We start from the raw sequence: 16,089 nt of genomic DNA, 5'->3' as shown, positions 1-16,089 counted from the left end.
CCCTATGACTCATCAGGATATAACTGCCAAACTGGCTGATCTGCGTGAACAGCTGGATCAGCACAACTATCGTTATTATGTACTGGATGACCCGAGCATCACTGATGCCGGATATGATCGCCTGTTTGCAGAGCTACAGGCACTGGAAGCGGAATACCCCCAACTTATTACCCCCGAGTCTCCCACCCAGCGCGTAGGCGCCAAGCCGATGGGCGGTTTTGCCGAAGTGGCACACGAACTGCCGATGTTGTCATTGGATAACGCCTTTAATGATGATGATTTGGCGGCGTTTATGCGACGTGTCGAAGAGCGTCTGGATCAGTCACCCGTCGATTTTGCCTGTGAACCCAAGCTGGATGGTATTGCCATCAGTCTGATCTATGAACAAGGATTACTGGTACTGGGTGCGACACGTGGTGATGGTTATACCGGTGAAAATATTACCGGCAATGTCCGTACTATCCGCAGCGTGCCACTTAAACTGCATGGCGAAAATATTCCAGAGCGCCTGGAAGTCCGCGGTGAAATCTATATGCCTCGCGCCGGTTTTGATGCACTTAATCAGGCTTCTATAGAGCGCGGTGAAAAAACCTTTGTTAATCCGCGTAATGCCGCCGCCGGTAGTCTGCGCCAGTTAGATCCGCAAATTACTGCCTCACGGCCGCTGGAGTTTTGTGCTTACAGTACCGGAATCCTATCCGGGGGTGAGCTGCCGGAAGGGCATGTGCAAACCCTTGAGCAACTGCAGCGCTGGGGTATACGTATCAATGCCGAGATGCGCCTGGTCTCCGGGCTGCAGGGCTGTCTGGATTACTATACCCAACTGGCAGAAAAGCGGCAGACGCTGCCCTATGATATTGATGGCATCGTCTTTAAGGTCAATCAGCGCCAGCAGCAGCAACAGCTGGGGTTTGTCTCGCGTGCGCCACGCTGGGCGATTGCCCGCAAGTTTCCGGCACAGGAAGAGATCACCCGGCTGAACGCAGTGGAGTTTCAAGTAGGGCGTACCGGTGCGATTACCCCTGTTGCCCGACTGGAACCGGTATTTGTTGGTGGCGTCACGGTCAGTAATGCGACGCTGCACAATATGGATGAAATCAAGCGCCTGGGGGTGATGTCCGGTGACTATGTGATGGTGCGCCGCGCGGGTGATGTGATTCCGAAGATTGTCAGTGTGGTTATGGAAAAGCGCCAGAAGGAAAATCGTAACCCGGACGATATTGAACTCAGTGAAATTCATCTGCCCGAACACTGCCCGGTCTGTGGTTCGGATATCGAACGTAGCCTGCTGAATAAACACCGTAAGGCTACTGATAGCCAAAGCTTCGGTACCGTCTATCGCTGTGTCGGCCGACTGGCTTGTCGGGCGCAGGTTAAGCAGTCTATCTTGCATTTTGTGTCTCGCCGGGCGATGGATATCGAAGGGCTTGGCGATAAGAATGCTGAGCAGCTGGTTGAGCGCGGATTGGTGAAATCTCCAGCAGACCTGTATCAGCTGACGAGTGAGCAGTTACTGCAATTAGACGGCTTTGCCACGCTGTCATCCGAAAATTTATACCAGGCGATTCAATCCAGTAAGTCGGTAACGCTGGAGCGTTTTATCTATGCTTTGGGTATACCCGAAGTAGGGGAAGAAACTGCTCGGGTGCTGGCACAAAGCCTCGGTAGCCTGAACCGTATTCGTGAAGCCTTACCTCAGCTGTTGGTGTTTTTGCGCGATATAGGCCAGGAAGTTGCGGCTGAAATTTATAACTTTATGCAGGATAGCCACAATCAGGACGTAATGGATGCCCTACTTGCCGCGGGTGTGTCGCTTAAAGCCTCTGGTGAGGTAGCGGTTGGGCTGCGGGGCAATATTACCTTCAGTGACTTGCTGAGTCATTTAGCTATACGCGGCGTCGGACCGACCAGTGCCAAAGCCCTGGCTGCCTTCTTTGACAATCCGGAGCAACTGTTTAACACCGATGCTGCACGTCTGGCTCAAGTACCCGGGTTGAATAGCAAAGCGCAGCAAGGCGTCGCCGAATGTCTGAAGGACAGCGACTGGCTGGATAAGGCCCGAACGCTCTATCAACAACTACAGGACTTTGGCCTGTATGCAGGAAGCGAAGCCGCGCAGGTTGCTGCGGAGAACTCAGCCGAGAGCTCATCAGAAAACGTGCAAAAAAATGCACAACCTCTGGCGGGAGAAACCTGGGTGTTAACCGGAACGCTGGAAGTCATGACCCGTGATGAGGCCAAGGATCAATTGCTGGCGCTGGGGGCGAAGGTGAGTGGCAGTGTATCCGGTAAAACGGCTTGTGTGGTGGCAGGTCCTGGGGCTGGATCAAAGCTGACGAAAGCGGAGCAACTCGGCGTCAAGGTGATCGATGAAGCGACCTTTTTGACTTTGGTGGAGAGCCTGAAGTAAGCCTCAGGCCCAGCTTTCCACCTGCGCGTCATTAATAAGTAAGCGCACCAGATCCGTTCTGGAAATGATGCCAAGCAGCTCGTCTTTTTCGCTGATCACTGGAATGGCGCTGATCGGGTAATTAACAAAAGTTGAGGCAATCTGGGACAGCTCAGTTTCCAGTGTCGCGGCAACCATCTGTTTCTGATACACCACCGCCACCGTAACAGTGGAGTCAGTGCCGTGCTCAAGAATATCCGGGCGAGAGATCAGCCCAACAGGCCGTTCGCTGTCGTCCAGCACAACCAGATGGGCAATGTTGTGTTCTTCCAGTTGTAACCAGGCCTGACGCAGTGATGCAGTGGTGGTAATGGTCTGTACTGGAAAGGTCATAATCTGCTGCGCACGCAGTACCGGGCGAGCCGTTTTGGGTTTGCCAGCTTTACTGGTTTCTTCGTAGGCTGCCTGAGCGCCACCTGTTGTTTGCGGCGCAGGGTGTCGATTAGATTCCGGATCCAGCCGAATAAAGCGTTCTCCGGGACGCTTCATATTCTCATCCGAACCTGGCAGTCTACGTGACGCATTACTGGCAGCGGTTTCATCAACACTGCGTTGTTTAAACAGTGCCTTGACCGGTGTCTGTATCCTATTGCCTTGGTCTATGATTATCAGTGACATACTTAACGACTCCCCTCTCTTGTAGAGTATATCGTCATTTTGCTGAAAAGCATTAAATTCGTCGTCGAATCAGGTCGCGTAAAATGAACCTTGCCGGATCCAGGCGTGCTGCCAGATCCTTGGCTAAGGGCGCGGGTGTGCCACAGATCTCTGCCGTCAGCAGTGCGGCGCTAATTGGGCAGGTTATCAGGCCTTTGGAACCATGACCGGTGTTGACATAGAGTCCAGCTAAACGTGGTACCGGCTGATCAGACAGGCGGCGGGAATCGGTTCTCAATGGAGCAAACAGTTCCACTGTGGCATCGTAATCGGCCACCTGGCCTACCATCGGCAGATAATCCGGGGTGCTGCAACGAAATCCGGTACGTCCATCACAGTCGGCCGGTGTCAGCGTCTCGAAGGCGGGTAGGGCGGCGGCCAGAGTATTAAGGTTCTTCTGATGATCGCTGTCACGCAGTTCGGTATTGGCATAATGCAGATCAAACGTAGCGCCAAAGCAGTAGTGCGCTTTCCGAGCCGGAGAGATATAGCCTTCACCACAGACAACCGTATGGAGTTCAGGAAGTGATACACTGGCCTGGACCAGACTGGTTTGTCCGCGTATCGGTTTAACCGGCAAGTGGGCAAGCACATCTAACTGACGTGTGTCGGCGGCGGTACAGATAATCACCTTGGCGGCTGAAAAGCATCCTTGGGGCGTTTTGACTGTCCAATGACTGTGATCGGCATCGGCAATCAATTGCTGTACTGGCTGATTGAAGTGACATTCGATCGCCGGATGATCCAGCAGATAGCGGCAATAGTCAGCGGGGGCGACCCAGCCAGCATGGGGAAAGAATAATCCGGGGTAGCCTACCTGGGTTCCGGCTAGCGCTGAGGCTTGTTCAGCAGAAACAGCACGAAACAGGCTGTCTGCGTAATGACCCTCAGATAGCAACTGTTCCTGACGCTTGGCATCCTTGGGCTGTATGGCCAATTGCAGTACCCCGCAGAGCGAGGCCAGCGGTGGATCTGTGTCGGGAAGTTGTCGCAGTTGATTGGCGCTAAATAGCAGCCCCTGCAGGTGAAAGGCACTTTCATAAGTGGGCTTTACCGCTAACTTGGCGTACAGCGCGCCCTGGGCATTACCTGATCCTTGCTGCGCCGGTTCAGGTCCGGCTTCGAGAAGTGTCACGCTTATACCTTGTTCGGCCAGCGCCCGGGCTGTTGAAGCGCCCGCCAGCCCGGCACCGACAACAATCAAGTGTTGTGGCACTGGTGCTGATGGCTGGGACAATGTCTGTGGTTGCGACGGTGGTTCTAACGGCGACTGTAACGGCGCGTCCCGCAGTTGCCCACAGAGCATTTCCCGTTTACGGCCAAAGCCGGAGCGTTTACTCAGGCTAAACCCGGCCTGCTGCAGACCTTCTCTGACCTGGCGCGCCACGGTAAAGGTTGCCAGCGTGCTGCCGGGGCGACTGTTAGCGGCCAGTTGCTGAAACAGCGCTGGCTGCCACATATCTGGATTTTTATCAGGAGAAAAGCCATCCAGAAACCAGGCATCGACGTTGGCCCGGAGTTGCGGCAATTGCTCCAGTGCATCACCGATAATCAGTGTCAGTTGTACACGACCCTGGTCAAAGAACAGGCTATGGAAGCCCTGTTGCCGGGGCGGGTACTGCTGTAGAAAACTGCTTTGACAATCGGTTATATCAGGCCAGCGCTGCAGCAGGATTTCCATGTCGGTCAGAGATAACGGATATTTCTCAAATGCCAGGTAGTGCAATTGGGCATCGGCTGGTGCGCAGGACAGCCACAGCTTCCGAGCAGTAAAAAAATTCAATCCGGTACCAAAACCGGTTTCACCTATGACAAAAGTCTGTCGACTGGCTAGCGCCTGAAAGCGTTGCTCGAGCTGGTTGCCCGCCAGAAAGACATGCTGGCTCTCTTCAATACCGCCATCCGTGTTGAAATAGAAATCATCAAAGGCTTCTGCGACAGGTACGCCGTCTTCCCAACGCAGTCTGGCACTTTCAATACGACTCATCGGCAAACCCCTGTGCTATTGATTCAAGGCTTTTAAGGTAGTAATCCCAATCGAAACAGGGGCCTGGATCTGTTTTTCGCTCCGGCGCAATATCACTATGGCCGGTGATGCGTGCAGGCGTGATCTCAGGGTAAGCCTGCATTAACAGCAGGGTAATCCGGCTGAGTTGCTGATACTGTGCTGGGGTGAAGGGGGTGGTATCTGTACCTTCCAGTTCGATACCGATAGAGAAGTCATTGCAGTTGTCACGGCCTTCAAAACAGGAGGCGCCGGCATGCCAGGCGCGTTGATTGAAGGGCACAAACTGCAGCACTTCGCCGTCACGGCGAATCAGCAGGTGAGCCGAGACCTGTAGCGCTGCAATCTGGCAGAAACCGGGATCGGCCTGCGGATCCAGACGGTTACAGAACAGGTCTTCGATATAAGGGCCACCAAACTGACCCGCAGGCAGGCTGATGTTATGGATCACCAGCAGCGACACCTCATCATTCGGGCGGGCGTTGAAATTATCACAGTTAACCTGACGGGCAAACGTCAGACGATGATCCTTGAGTAAGCTTTGCACTGGCACAGAGTGATCCTGATGGTTAGAATGCTGCATCTTAGTTTGAAATATCGGAATAGCCTATTCTCATGCTTACACTCCCTGAACTGCAAGCCGTTATCCAGGATAATGTTACCTCTGCCCTGTTGGAAGATGTCGGCAGTGGCGATATTACCGCTGAACTTATCCCGGCGGCGCATCAGGCCAGTGCCCGGGTGATCACCCGTGAAGCGGCGGTTATCTGTGGTGTGGCCTGGGTAAATGAGGTGTTTCGCCAGGTGGACCCTGAGGTGGAGCTGTTGTGGCAGGTTCAGGATGGTGATCGGGTGGCTGCGGATACTGAGCTGCTGTTACTCCAGGGGTCCGCTCGAGCACTGTTAACCGGTGAACGCGCAGCGCTTAACTTTCTGCAGACCTTGTCCGGCACAGCAACACTCAGTGCTGCGTATGCCGATAAAGTGTCGGCAACCAGCGTAAAGTTGCTCGATACCCGTAAAACCCTGCCGGGGCTGCGGATGGCGCAGAAATATGCCGTCAGTTGTGGAGGCTGTTTTAACCACCGCATCGGTTTATTTGATGCCTTCCTGATCAAGGAAAATCATCTGATGGCTTGTGGCGGCATTACCACCGCCATCGAAACCGCGCATCAGAACCATCCCGGCAAGCCAGTTGAGGTGGAAGTGGAAACCTTTGCGCAGTTACACGAAGCGCTGCAGGCCGGAGCGGACATTATTATGCTGGATAACTTCACCCCGGCGCAGATGCGAGAAGCGGTACAGATAAACGCCGGTAAAGCGAAGCTGGAAGCTTCAGGTAATATCACCGATGCCACGTTGCTGGATTTTGCCATCACCGGTGTCGATTATATTTCCATAGGTGCCTTGACCAAACATTGTCGGGCGATCGATCTGTCAATGCGGATCACCCTGTAACGTTCACTGAGCCGATACTAGAGAACCCGGTTAGTGGTGAGGTACTTAAAACTCGCCTCCGGACCGGTGCCGTCAGCGTAGAGGGTCACCCCCGAGCGCAGGCAGATAGTCAGATGGTTATGTGACGCCTCGGTTTCTGTCGGTAGCAGATGATTAACCGCGGCTTTTTCATCCAGCAATTCCTGCTCGGTATGCTTCATCATCTCCAGGCTGTATTCATTCAGATCCAGCCCTTTAACGATCTGATAGCGGCCATAGTTACAGCGCACCGGAAAGGAATAGAAAATCCCTTTCTCAATACCATAACTGCCATCACTGATAATACCCATACTAACAATCTGGCCCGGTGGGGTGCCGAGCGCCCAGTCGCGCATATGATGAATAACGGCCTGAGCCGCAGATGCGGCACTGGATACGCCGCGGGCATCAATAATCTGACTGCCACGGGTCTGTACCTTGGGGATGAACTCCTGCTGATACCAGTTCTGATCGATCTGCTCCATAACAGGCTGCCCCAGCACACTGGCATGATAAAGATCAGGAAACTGAGTCGGTGAATGGTTACCCCAGATGATGATGCCATCAATATCCAGTGGATTAGCCCCTGTGTGGTTAGCCAGGATACCCTTGGCCCGATTGTGATCAAGTCGAGTCAGGGCAGTGAACTGTGATGGCGACAATTTAGGCGCATTACGACTGGCGATCAGCGCATTGGTGTTCGCCGGGTTGCCCACCACCAACACCTTCACATCACGGTTAGCGTGATCGTTGAGGGCCTTGCCCTGACGGGTAAAGATTTCCGCATTCACTTCCAACAAGTCGCGTCTTTCCATACCCGGCCCACGAGGACGAGCCCCGATCAATAATACATAGTGAGCATTGTTAAAGCCCTCTTCGACATTATCGTGCAACGAAATAGTGTGCAATAACGGAAAGGCGCAGTCTTCCAACTCCATGGCCAGGCCACGCAGGGCTTCCATACGTTCAGGCATTTCAATCAATTGCAGGATGACGGGCTGATCATCTCCCATCATACTGCCATCGGCGATCTGGAAAAGCAGGCTGTTACTGATGGCACCAGCGGCACCGGTAATGGCGATACGAACAGGGCGTCTCATAAGAGGCTCTCTTTTTATAGTGTTTATGGATTGCAGAATACTAGACGAAAGTCTAGTTAATATAAACCCCTGCTAATGTTTTCTGCTAAAGTCGATTACGGCTGGCTGCTAAGTGGATGGCAACCCACTCACTTAGTTTATTGACAAGCGATAACCCCCTATGTGAATATTCAATAGCTATACAAAATACATGGATTTTATGTTTTGGCTAGGGATGCGCCTGTTGATATGAAACCTTACCTCGGCTTCTGTCACCTATCCCAGGGTGATAATCTTTTTACACTCATCAGTGCTGCCCTCTGCAATCATGCCAATGAGTTTGAGACCTTAATTTCTACAGAAATTGCCAAAAATGGCTATTGGTTACATTGGGTTAACGATGTTCTTCCAGCCGACCAGTGGCTTTTAAAACACCCTGACGAATGGGGTGATGTACTGTTATGCAGTTTAAGCGAAGCCTGTCCCATCGTGCTGGGTCCTCTCGAACCGCTGAACAACACGCCACAGCCAGGGGTCAATATTCTTGAAATTGAACACCTGGAGCCAATCGAAGCGTTAGATAGTCAGCTAGGTGTCGATCCCAAAAAATATGTTCCTGATATTCTGCGTGATGCTGTGTTTGGTCAGCCAACCCCTACCGATGCGGAACAACTTCATTATCAGCAAGCTGTACCCGTCATGAAAACCTATGCCTTGCTGGATGCTGCAAAAATGCCTTACCTGCTGCCCGATATTTTGCAGGCCTCAGGCCTTCACTACGAGTCACTGTTTCAAGGAACTCTGCAGGATGAGATTAGCCATCATGCCCCTTACCTGGTCGAACTGGAGCAGGATCATCGATTGACACGGCAATTATTCACCGGTCCCCAAGGCATTCTTGGGCTATGGGAAAAGTCACTCGGTATCTTCATCCGGACACGCGCCGAGTTTTCAGCGCTGCGGCATCATCTGCGCAAGTTTACCCGCTTACAAAATGCACAGGGTAAAGGGTACTTTTTTCGCTTTTGGGAAAAAACCAGCCTCCCGGCGTTAACCCATGGTCAACCCGCCGAGCTGGCCGAAGCGCTCCTTCAGGACACCAGTTATTTAGGGCAGTTTTGGCTTATCCCCCTTCCCGAAGACAACAAGGTTATTACCTGTAAACGGCATCCCGAACGCCATGGGCAGCCAACACGGCCAGCTAAAATAACTGAGGAAATCTTAGCGGCTTTCGATACGAATCTTGAACAGTTTCAAGACCAACTGATGATCGATAATGCGCTAAAACATTTTGCTAATAATGAATTAACGCCACCGGCACCGGATCAAGCGCACTTACTCAACTTGCTAGCATTTTTACGTACAGAAGGCTTTTCTGACAAAGAAAAGCGTCAAGAAGCTCTAGATCGCTATACGCATGCCTATTCACTCGGCCTTGCTGATCAGGCGCTGGCTATATTCAAAGAAAGCGCTCAGGGGCCGGCTATACGTCTTTGGCACGTGAATAACTTGATTAAGGATTCGAGCTCATGACCCTTATCCAACTTAAGCCACGCCTCCTGTGGCTACTCATACTCTTGGGAGCATCTACCATGGCTAACGCTGATGAATTCAAAACCTACTGTATCGGTCGTTTATTGATTGATATACCTGTCAGCTTTGAGCTCGTCAATCAGAGTGGCTGGGCCTATGTGAGTGAATTTGAACGCTTGGGGCCGGGTGGGCATGAAGAGGCTGAGAGGATTGCGCGTGAACAGGTAAATGCCTTGAAAGATGGTGTTGTGACTAGTCAAACCGGAAGACGGCAACTATATCTTAGTCAAGAAAAAATTGGTGATGTCTATGTCGTATCAAGACAAGGTGATTATTCAACTTCCAGTATGGATTTGAGTTATATGTGGTTCGAGGACGCTTTTTTTTCATCTCAAGGAGTAGTTTTCCGTGCCGCCATCGTGATGGATGAAACTGACGCCGATACGCAGCGCCAAAAATTACTCAGGGTCGCTAACGCCACCCGTCCTCGCGAACCCGACGAAATCCCCAGAGGAGAAGGAAGCTGCGTAGCGGGTGCATTTATTGCACTGCCGCCTGAGGGGGAAGTTCAGGGTGCAACCTTTCGGCTTCCAAACGAGGATCCTATAGGTGTTCGGATCAGTTTTAGCCTTCGAAAACCCGGTGAAAGAGAACTCGATCTTGAAGCCGCTCAAAGTAATATAGGCAGCAGAATTACCATTGCTGGTCTTCCTGGCCGGTATGGTAAAGATTACGGGCGTGAAATCTTCTATATGGCTTCCGTTGGCCAGCAGACGACAGATCAACAATTTGGACTATCTCTGGATGTTCGTTATTTTGATCGAAGACGACCCTTTGGGGTTGAACCCTTCACACGAGAAAAAGCTGACCAGATTTGGGACAGATTAGTCGACAGTGCAAGGATTAGAAGGTAATCACTATGAGACATTCTTCTGTTCAATATTGCCCAGAACCCGTTGTGCTTCCCATTGTTTTTGTCCCCGGCATTATGGGGAGCCGATTACGAACCAGGCACGATGGACAGATCGTTTGGGATCCTCAAGATAATAAAGTGAATGCAGCAACTATCGCTTTCAAAGGTGCGAAAGCTAAAAGAGATCTCCTCGTCAACGAAGGTGGACTTCCTTACTCCCCCGATTATCTCGAAGTGGATTTCGGAGAGACCCAAAGCAGTCACTCCATGCACCAGGAACAAATCGAACGTGGTTGGGGTGGATTGATGCAGGGATCCTATTTCAATTTTATAACCTGGTTGCAGCTTATCGCCCCGCATCCAGCCAGCGGGCAGTTGCCACCTGGATGCTTTAGTTTGCAGTATGAAGTCTGGGCGCACCCCTATAACTGGACCGATGATAATTTCAATGCAGGAAAGACACTGGCCGATACCGTACAAAAAGCCATTGACGGCACACATGAAAAATATCAGGGTACAAATACCCGTGTACTCAAGCCGATCATTATTACCCATTCCATGGGCGGCCTGGTTTCGCAGGCCTATACCCAGTTGCATAGAGGTGAAGGAGAGGTGCATGGCGTTATTCACGGCGCTCAACCCTGCGACGGTGCCCCTGATGCTTACAAACGCATGCTGGCCGGTGCTGAAGGAATGGCGCGTTTTGTGCTCGGGGCGAATCAGGCACAAGTCACAGCAACGGCAGGTAATATGCCTGGTGCCCTTCAGTTGTTGCCTAATCAATGTCACAAAACCGTTGCAGGTGACACTCAGTGGTTAAAGGTGACTGGACGTCAGGGTGAACCACTTCTAACCAAGCCGGAAGAAAATCCTTACTCAGAAATATATGCGAACCAGCAAGACTGGTGGCGTTTGATTTATGCAGAGTATCTAAATCCTGAAACCGATAACATACGTATGGATCTTTCGTCATATGCAGATGCACTAGAAAAGGCAGAAATATTCCACGCTCAACTCGGCCCAGAGGTATTTCATCCCAACACACGCATGCTTTATGCCGATGATACTGGGCACCCATCATGGGATCATGTGGAATGGAGACAAATCTATGGCGAAGACGATCACACTGATAGGAATAATTGGCCCAGAGGTACATTTTCAGCAACACTTGGTAGAGGACAGATTGAAATCTCAAAAAGTGTTCAGGACCCATTATACGATGTGCAAGGCTTACACGAACTACTTTCAATATATAAAATCCAGCCCGCCAACGCACCTGGTGACGGTGCAGTTCATGCAGGCTCTGGTATCCATGTTTCAGGCCCCATGTCCATTCCCACTCAACGTGGTTTTGAACACCAATCCTGTTTTGATTCATTCGAGGCTCGTCGTATAACAGCAGAGTGGTTGCTGGATATGGTGCAAGAGCAACTCTAAACATTCATGAACCCTGCTTTCATAGCATGAACAGTGTCCACACGCTGCAGGGTATCAGCACGTCGAGTGAGTTCGGTTAGTCGTGCTTGAATAACTACTGGGCACAGTGTGGTGCCCAGAGGATTAGAAACTCACCTTGAAGCCCGGAGCAGCCTGGGCTTCAAGGGGTTGTTAAGACGAAGCTAATAAGCGCAACGACGCCTCTGCCAGGAATTGTGAACGGCTTTTGAAAAGTTTGTTTTCGTTCACCGCTCGGTCAATTTTAGTGATCAAAAGGTGAGGCAGGGTGATATTCAGCCGATCGGCATTGCCTAAATATTTGGTAATGTCGACATCAACAAGAAGCCACACCCCGCCACTGAATTCCTCATTTGCGATGAGTGCTTCCAGTGAACTGGCTTGGGGAATATCTCCCCCCTCTTCAACCAGACTTTCCAGATGAAGGTCGATTGCTTCAACTACGTTACTGATGGCATCTTCCATGGTATCGCCAGCTGAGTAGCAACTCGGAATATCCGGAACAATGACACCGTATGCGCTATCCTTTTCATGATGGATGGCAACTGGGTAAAGCATTGTTAAAGTCTCCTGCTATTGAATATCTGCTGCATGAATTGAAAAACACCAGGCTTACCTCAGCCCAGCTTGTTTCAAGATGCTTGCAACGGTCTTTGTTGGTAAGTCTTTTTTAGGATGCGGTAGCGTGACCTTTCCTTTACAGACCATCACCTGTATCAATCGGATCATGACCAGTATCAACTTATCACAGCCGATGAACTGCTATGCTTGCCAAAATTTTGGGAGGTATGCATGGAGTTGGTCTGTCCTGCCGGGAATCTCCCGGCGCTGAAAAAGGCGGTAGATGAGGGGGCTGATGCGGTTTATTTCGGTTTTCAGAACGCCACCAATGCGCGGCAGTTTATTGGATTGAATTTTAACGACAAACGCGCGCGTGAAGGTGTCGACTATGCGCAGAGTCGCGGCTGTCGGGTGTTCTGTGCTATCAATACCTATCCGCAACCCTCACGTTGGTCCGAATGGACCGGCGCTGTGGATCAGGCCGCAGCACTGGGTGTGGATGCGCTGATTCTGGCCGATATGGGGCTGTTGGATTATGCCGCTCAGACCTATCCTGATCTATCACGTCACCTGTCCGTGCAGGGATCAGCGACCAGTCGTGCTGCGCTGACCTTCTATCAGCAACAGTTTGGTATTAAGCGGGCAGTGTTGCCGCGGGTACTGTCGATTGCTCAGGTTGAGGACTTAGCCAAACAGAGTCCTGTCGAACTGGAAGTGTTTGCCTTCGGTAGCCTGTGCATCATGGCCGAAGGGCGTTGCTATCTATCCTCCTATCTGACCGATGAATCCCCCAATACCCGTGGGGCTTGTTCACCGGCCAAGGCAGTACGCTGGCAGGAAACGGATGCAGGCCTGGAAGCACGCCTCAATGGGGTGCTGATTGATCGTTTTCTGGATGGCGAAAAAGCCGGTTATCCTACGCTGTGTAAAGGGCGCTTTGCTGTCGGTGATGAAACCTATCATGCCCTGGAAGAACCGGTCAGTTTGTCCACATTGGATCTGTTACCCAAGCTGCAAGCGATGGGTATCGCTGCGGTAAAAATTGAAGGGCGTCAGCGCAGTCCGGCGTATGTGGCGCAGGTGACGCAGGTCTGGCGGCAGGCGATCGATAAGGCCAGGACCTCGGCCGCTGATCCGGCACAGTTGCAGCGCTGGGCAGGGCAGTTAAGTCAGTTGTCTGAGGGCAGTCTGACGACACTGGGTGCTTATCACAGAAAATGGAAGTAGGAATTGGCGATGAAATTGTCTTTGGGACCCTTGCTGTATTACTGGAAAAAATCCGAGGTTGAAGCCTTCTATGAGCAAGTCAGTCAGTGGCCGGTAGAAATCGTTTACCTGGGTGAAACCGTGTGTGCCCGCCGCCGTGAACTGAAGCTGGATGACTGGGCCAGTATCGCTAACCAGCTAGTGCAGGCGGGTAAGCAGGTGGTGTTGTCCAGCCAGACACTGATTGAATCGGAAGGGGATCTGAAACAACTGATGCGCCTGGTTGACCTGGCCGCCAGCCAGGGTTGGCAGGTGGAAGCCAATGATCAGAGTGCGTTGCAACTCCTGTCTGAAGCCGAGGTGCCCTTTGTTAGTGGGCCAGCGGTGAATATCTATAACCCAAGAACACTGCAGCGTTTGGTGAACCTGGGGCTGCAGCGCTGGTGTTTTCCGGTGGAGCTGTCGCGTGAAACCCTGGCCGATATGCAACAGGCAATCGCTGCGCAGGGCATGCAGGTCGAAACGGAAGTATTCGCTTATGGTCATCTGCCACTGGCCTGGTCATCGCGTTGCTTTACCGCGCGTTATCATGATTTACCCAAAGATCGCTGTGGTTTTGTCTGTCAGCAGTATCAGGATGGGCTGTTAATGCGCTCTCAGGAGGCACAGGATGTTTTTGTGCTTAATGGTATTCAGTCCCTGTCCGGCGCTTGCTGCAATCTGGCTGATCAGCTGCCTTTAATGCAGCAACTGCAGGTTGATGTGGTGAGGCTCAGCCCTCAGGCGCAGAGTATGGCTGAAGTGGTCAGTCATTTTGATCAGTTACGCCACGGCTGGACACCGCTTGAAACGACCATCCCACTGCATGATCAGCTGGATTGCAATGGCTACTGGTTTGGTCGCCCAGGTATGGAGCAGGTAGAGTCAGGCAGGTAATGGCTGGTCAGAATATGGGTAGAGCCTCTGCCAGCCCGTCGCTTTGCAGACTGGCCGAGGCTTGTCACAGAATGGATCGGCCTTATTGGGCCATCCATTCTTCCATCATCTGATCATAGGGTTTGGTCTGACCCTGGGGTTTTTCATTTTCCAGGGCTGGCTTGGGTGCACCGGGTTGATCCAGCCAGTACTGCTCGTCACGTGGCTCGTTAAGCACAGGTGCATAGTTTGCGAACACGTTGGCCCGTGCCAGACGCGCCATAGTGCGATCCATGGCGTCCGCCAAATTGTCCAGCGCTTCCTTGGGCGTGATTTCGCCGTTGACGGCTGGTGCCAGGTTCTGCCACCACAAGGGTGCGAGACGTGGGTAATCCGGCACGTTGGTACCTGTCGGTGTCCACATGCTTTCATTTTCACTGCGGTAGAACTCGACCAGTCCGCCCAGCTTGGGTGCCAGCTCGGTCATTTCATCCGAGAAGATATCTGAACGGCGAATCGGTGTCAGACCGGCAATGGTCTTTTCCAGAGAAACAGTCTTGGAAACTGTGAACTGGGCAAACAGCCAGGCCGCCGTACGACGATCCTCAGGTGTGGAGTTGAAGAACGTCCAGGCTCCCACGTCCTGGTAACCTACCTTCATGCCTTCTTCCCAGTAGGGGCCTGCAGGAGACGGCGCCATGCGCCACTTCGGGTTACCCTCATCGTCAGTCACTGGAAGGCTTGGGTCGGTCATGTCAGCCGTAAATGCGGTATACCAGAAGATCTGTTGCGCAATCTGGCCCTGTGCCGGTACGGGTCCGGCTTCGCCAAAGGTCATGCCCCGTGCACTCTCCGGCGCATAGTCACGCAGCCACTCTACCATCTTGGTGACTGCATATACGGAGGCCGGAGAGTTAGTCGCACCACCACGGCTGACACTGGCACCCACCGGATTACCCTCTTCATTGACTCGGATGCCCCAGTCGTCGACTGGATTGCCGAAAGGTACGCCTTTGCTGCCCATACCTGCCATGGAGAGCCAGGAGTCATGGAAGCGCCAGCCCAGGGATGGATCGCGACGACCATAGTCCATATGGCCGTAAACACGTTCACCATCGATTTCTTTAACGTGAACACTGAAAAACTCGGCGATGTCTTCATAGGCTGACCAGTTAAGTGGTACACCCAGATCATAACCATAGCGCTCTTTGAACTGAGCCTGCAGATCCTCGCGAGCAAACCAGTCTGCACGGAACCAGTAGAGATTGGCGAACTGCTGATCCGGCAACTGATAAACCTTGCCATCGGGCCCGGTGGTGTACTGCAGACCGATAAAATCATCCAGGTCCAGGTATGGACTGGTAAAGTCCTTCCATTCGTTTTCTATGGCATCCGAGATGGCAATGGTCTTGCCGTAACGCAGATGAGTCCCGATAGCATCCGAGTCGTTGATGTAGCCGTCGTAGATATTCCGGTCGGACTGCATTTGCGTCTGCATGGTATCCACCACATCACCTTCACCGATGATGTTATGGGTGATTTTAATACCGGTAATATCTTCGAACACCTTGGTCAACACTTCGGCTTCGTAAGTGTGGGTCGTTAAGCCTTCGGCTACAGTCTTGATTTCCATGCCGCGGAAGGGTTCAGCGGCTTCGATGAACCACTCCAGTTCGGCAAGCTGTTCTTCCCTGGACAGGGTCGAGCGCTGAAAATGCTCATCCAGAGCTTTTTCAGCCGCCGCCCTGTAGTCCTGGGCGTATAGCTGTGATGACGTCAGCAGAGCCCCGGAAATAATCAGCGAAAGGTACTTCATTTTTATGTTTTTCATACATACCTC

At 52.1% G+C, this 16,089-nt stretch carries 14 protein-coding genes; 7 read left to right on the top strand and 7 right to left on the bottom strand.

The window, feature by feature from the left end; translation table 11 throughout:
- Nucleotides 1–4 precede the first annotated feature (4 nt).
- Nucleotides 5–2,410, top strand: a complete 2,406-nt coding sequence (ligA, locus tag F5I99_RS14395) for an NAD-dependent DNA ligase LigA (protein ID WP_151057176.1) — start codon at nucleotides 5–7, stop codon at nucleotides 2,408–2,410.
- Nucleotides 2,411–2,413: 3 nt separating this feature from the next.
- Here ligA and F5I99_RS14390 read toward each other — a convergent pair whose 3' ends face one another.
- Genes F5I99_RS14390 through ampD form a run of 3 tightly spaced genes read right to left on the bottom strand, consistent with a single transcriptional unit; the run spans nucleotide 2,414 to nucleotide 5,664 of the window.
- The gene (locus F5I99_RS14390; RefSeq protein ID WP_151057174.1) at nucleotides 2,414–3,067 is read right to left on the bottom strand and encodes a CBS domain-containing protein; all 654 of its coding nucleotides are present in this window, start codon (nucleotides 3,065–3,067) and stop codon (nucleotides 2,414–2,416) included.
- Between the two features lie 52 nt (nucleotides 3,068–3,119).
- Nucleotides 3,120–5,093, bottom strand: a complete 1,974-nt coding sequence (gene mnmC / locus F5I99_RS14385; RefSeq protein WP_151057171.1) for a bifunctional tRNA (5-methylaminomethyl-2-thiouridine)(34)-methyltransferase MnmD/FAD-dependent 5-carboxymethylaminomethyl-2-thiouridine(34) oxidoreductase MnmC — start codon at nucleotides 5,091–5,093, stop codon at nucleotides 3,120–3,122.
- Complete coding sequence (gene ampD, locus F5I99_RS14380) at nucleotides 5,080–5,664, bottom strand: 1,6-anhydro-N-acetylmuramyl-L-alanine amidase AmpD (RefSeq protein ID WP_407670304.1); 585 nt, start codon at nucleotides 5,662–5,664, stop codon at nucleotides 5,080–5,082. Before ampD ends, mnmC begins: the two co-directional genes overlap by 14 nt.
- Before the next feature lie 62 nt (nucleotides 5,665–5,726).
- Here ampD and nadC point away from each other — a divergent pair, with 62 nt between their 5' ends.
- Complete coding sequence (nadC, locus tag F5I99_RS14375) at nucleotides 5,727–6,569, top strand: carboxylating nicotinate-nucleotide diphosphorylase (protein WP_225307425.1); 843 nt, start codon at nucleotides 5,727–5,729, stop codon at nucleotides 6,567–6,569.
- 17 nt (nucleotides 6,570–6,586) lie between these two features.
- Here the strand turns inward: nadC and F5I99_RS14370 are convergent, their stop codons facing one another.
- Nucleotides 6,587–7,687: a malate dehydrogenase gene (locus F5I99_RS14370; protein WP_151057165.1), complete on the bottom strand. Its 1,101-nt coding sequence runs from the start codon at nucleotides 7,685–7,687 to the stop codon at nucleotides 6,587–6,589.
- A gap of 228 nt (nucleotides 7,688–7,915) precedes the next feature.
- Here F5I99_RS14370 and F5I99_RS14365 point away from each other — a divergent pair, with 228 nt between their 5' ends.
- Genes F5I99_RS14365 through F5I99_RS14355 form a run of 3 tightly spaced genes read left to right on the top strand, consistent with a single transcriptional unit; the run spans nucleotide 7,916 to nucleotide 11,549 of the window.
- A complete protein-coding gene (locus F5I99_RS14365; protein WP_151057163.1) occupies nucleotides 7,916–9,199 on the top strand; it encodes a DUF4123 domain-containing protein in 1,284 nt (427 codons plus the stop codon).
- Between the two features lie 59 nt (nucleotides 9,200–9,258).
- Complete coding sequence (locus tag F5I99_RS14360; RefSeq protein ID WP_151057161.1) at nucleotides 9,259–10,113, top strand: hypothetical protein; 855 nt, start codon at nucleotides 9,259–9,261, stop codon at nucleotides 10,111–10,113.
- A 5-nt stretch (nucleotides 10,114–10,118) separates the two neighbouring features.
- Complete coding sequence (locus tag F5I99_RS14355) at nucleotides 10,119–11,549, top strand: esterase/lipase family protein (RefSeq protein WP_151057159.1); 1,431 nt, start codon at nucleotides 10,119–10,121, stop codon at nucleotides 11,547–11,549.
- A 171-nt stretch (nucleotides 11,550–11,720) separates the two neighbouring features.
- Here the strand turns inward: F5I99_RS14355 and F5I99_RS14350 are convergent, their stop codons facing one another.
- Both F5I99_RS14350 and F5I99_RS14345 read right to left on the bottom strand, forming a co-directional pair.
- Nucleotides 11,721–12,125: a type II toxin-antitoxin system HicB family antitoxin gene (locus tag F5I99_RS14350; protein ID WP_151057157.1), complete on the bottom strand. Its 405-nt coding sequence runs from the start codon at nucleotides 12,123–12,125 to the stop codon at nucleotides 11,721–11,723.
- Nucleotides 12,126–12,179: 54 nt separating this feature from the next.
- On the bottom strand, nucleotides 12,180–12,275 hold the full coding sequence (locus tag F5I99_RS14345; protein ID WP_225307666.1) for a type II toxin-antitoxin system HicA family toxin: 96 nt from the start codon (nucleotides 12,273–12,275) through the stop codon (nucleotides 12,180–12,182).
- Between the two features lie 84 nt (nucleotides 12,276–12,359).
- Between F5I99_RS14345 and ubiU the strand changes: the two genes are divergently transcribed.
- Both ubiU and F5I99_RS14335 read left to right on the top strand, forming a co-directional pair.
- A complete protein-coding gene (gene ubiU, locus F5I99_RS14340; RefSeq protein WP_151057152.1) occupies nucleotides 12,360–13,355 on the top strand; it encodes a ubiquinone anaerobic biosynthesis protein UbiU in 996 nt (331 codons plus the stop codon).
- 9 nt (nucleotides 13,356–13,364) lie between these two features.
- Nucleotides 13,365–14,270 (top strand): U32 family peptidase, encoded by a 906-nt coding sequence (locus F5I99_RS14335; RefSeq protein WP_151057150.1) that lies wholly within the window; start codon nucleotides 13,365–13,367, stop codon nucleotides 14,268–14,270.
- Nucleotides 14,271–14,352: 82 nt separating this feature from the next.
- On the opposite strand, the gene F5I99_RS14330 is transcribed toward F5I99_RS14335, so the two are convergent.
- The gene (locus F5I99_RS14330) at nucleotides 14,353–16,080 is read right to left on the bottom strand and encodes an ABC transporter substrate-binding protein (protein WP_151057148.1); all 1,728 of its coding nucleotides are present in this window, start codon (nucleotides 16,078–16,080) and stop codon (nucleotides 14,353–14,355) included.
- Between the last annotated feature and the right edge of the window lie 9 nt (nucleotides 16,081–16,089).

Origin of the sequence: Nitrincola iocasae (assembly GCF_008727795.1) — a bacterium.
Lineage (GTDB): Bacteria > Pseudomonadota > Gammaproteobacteria > Pseudomonadales > Balneatricaceae > Nitrincola > Nitrincola iocasae.
Note: the sequence above shows the minus strand (reverse complement) of the source record. Positions and strands in the feature narration are given on the sequence as shown.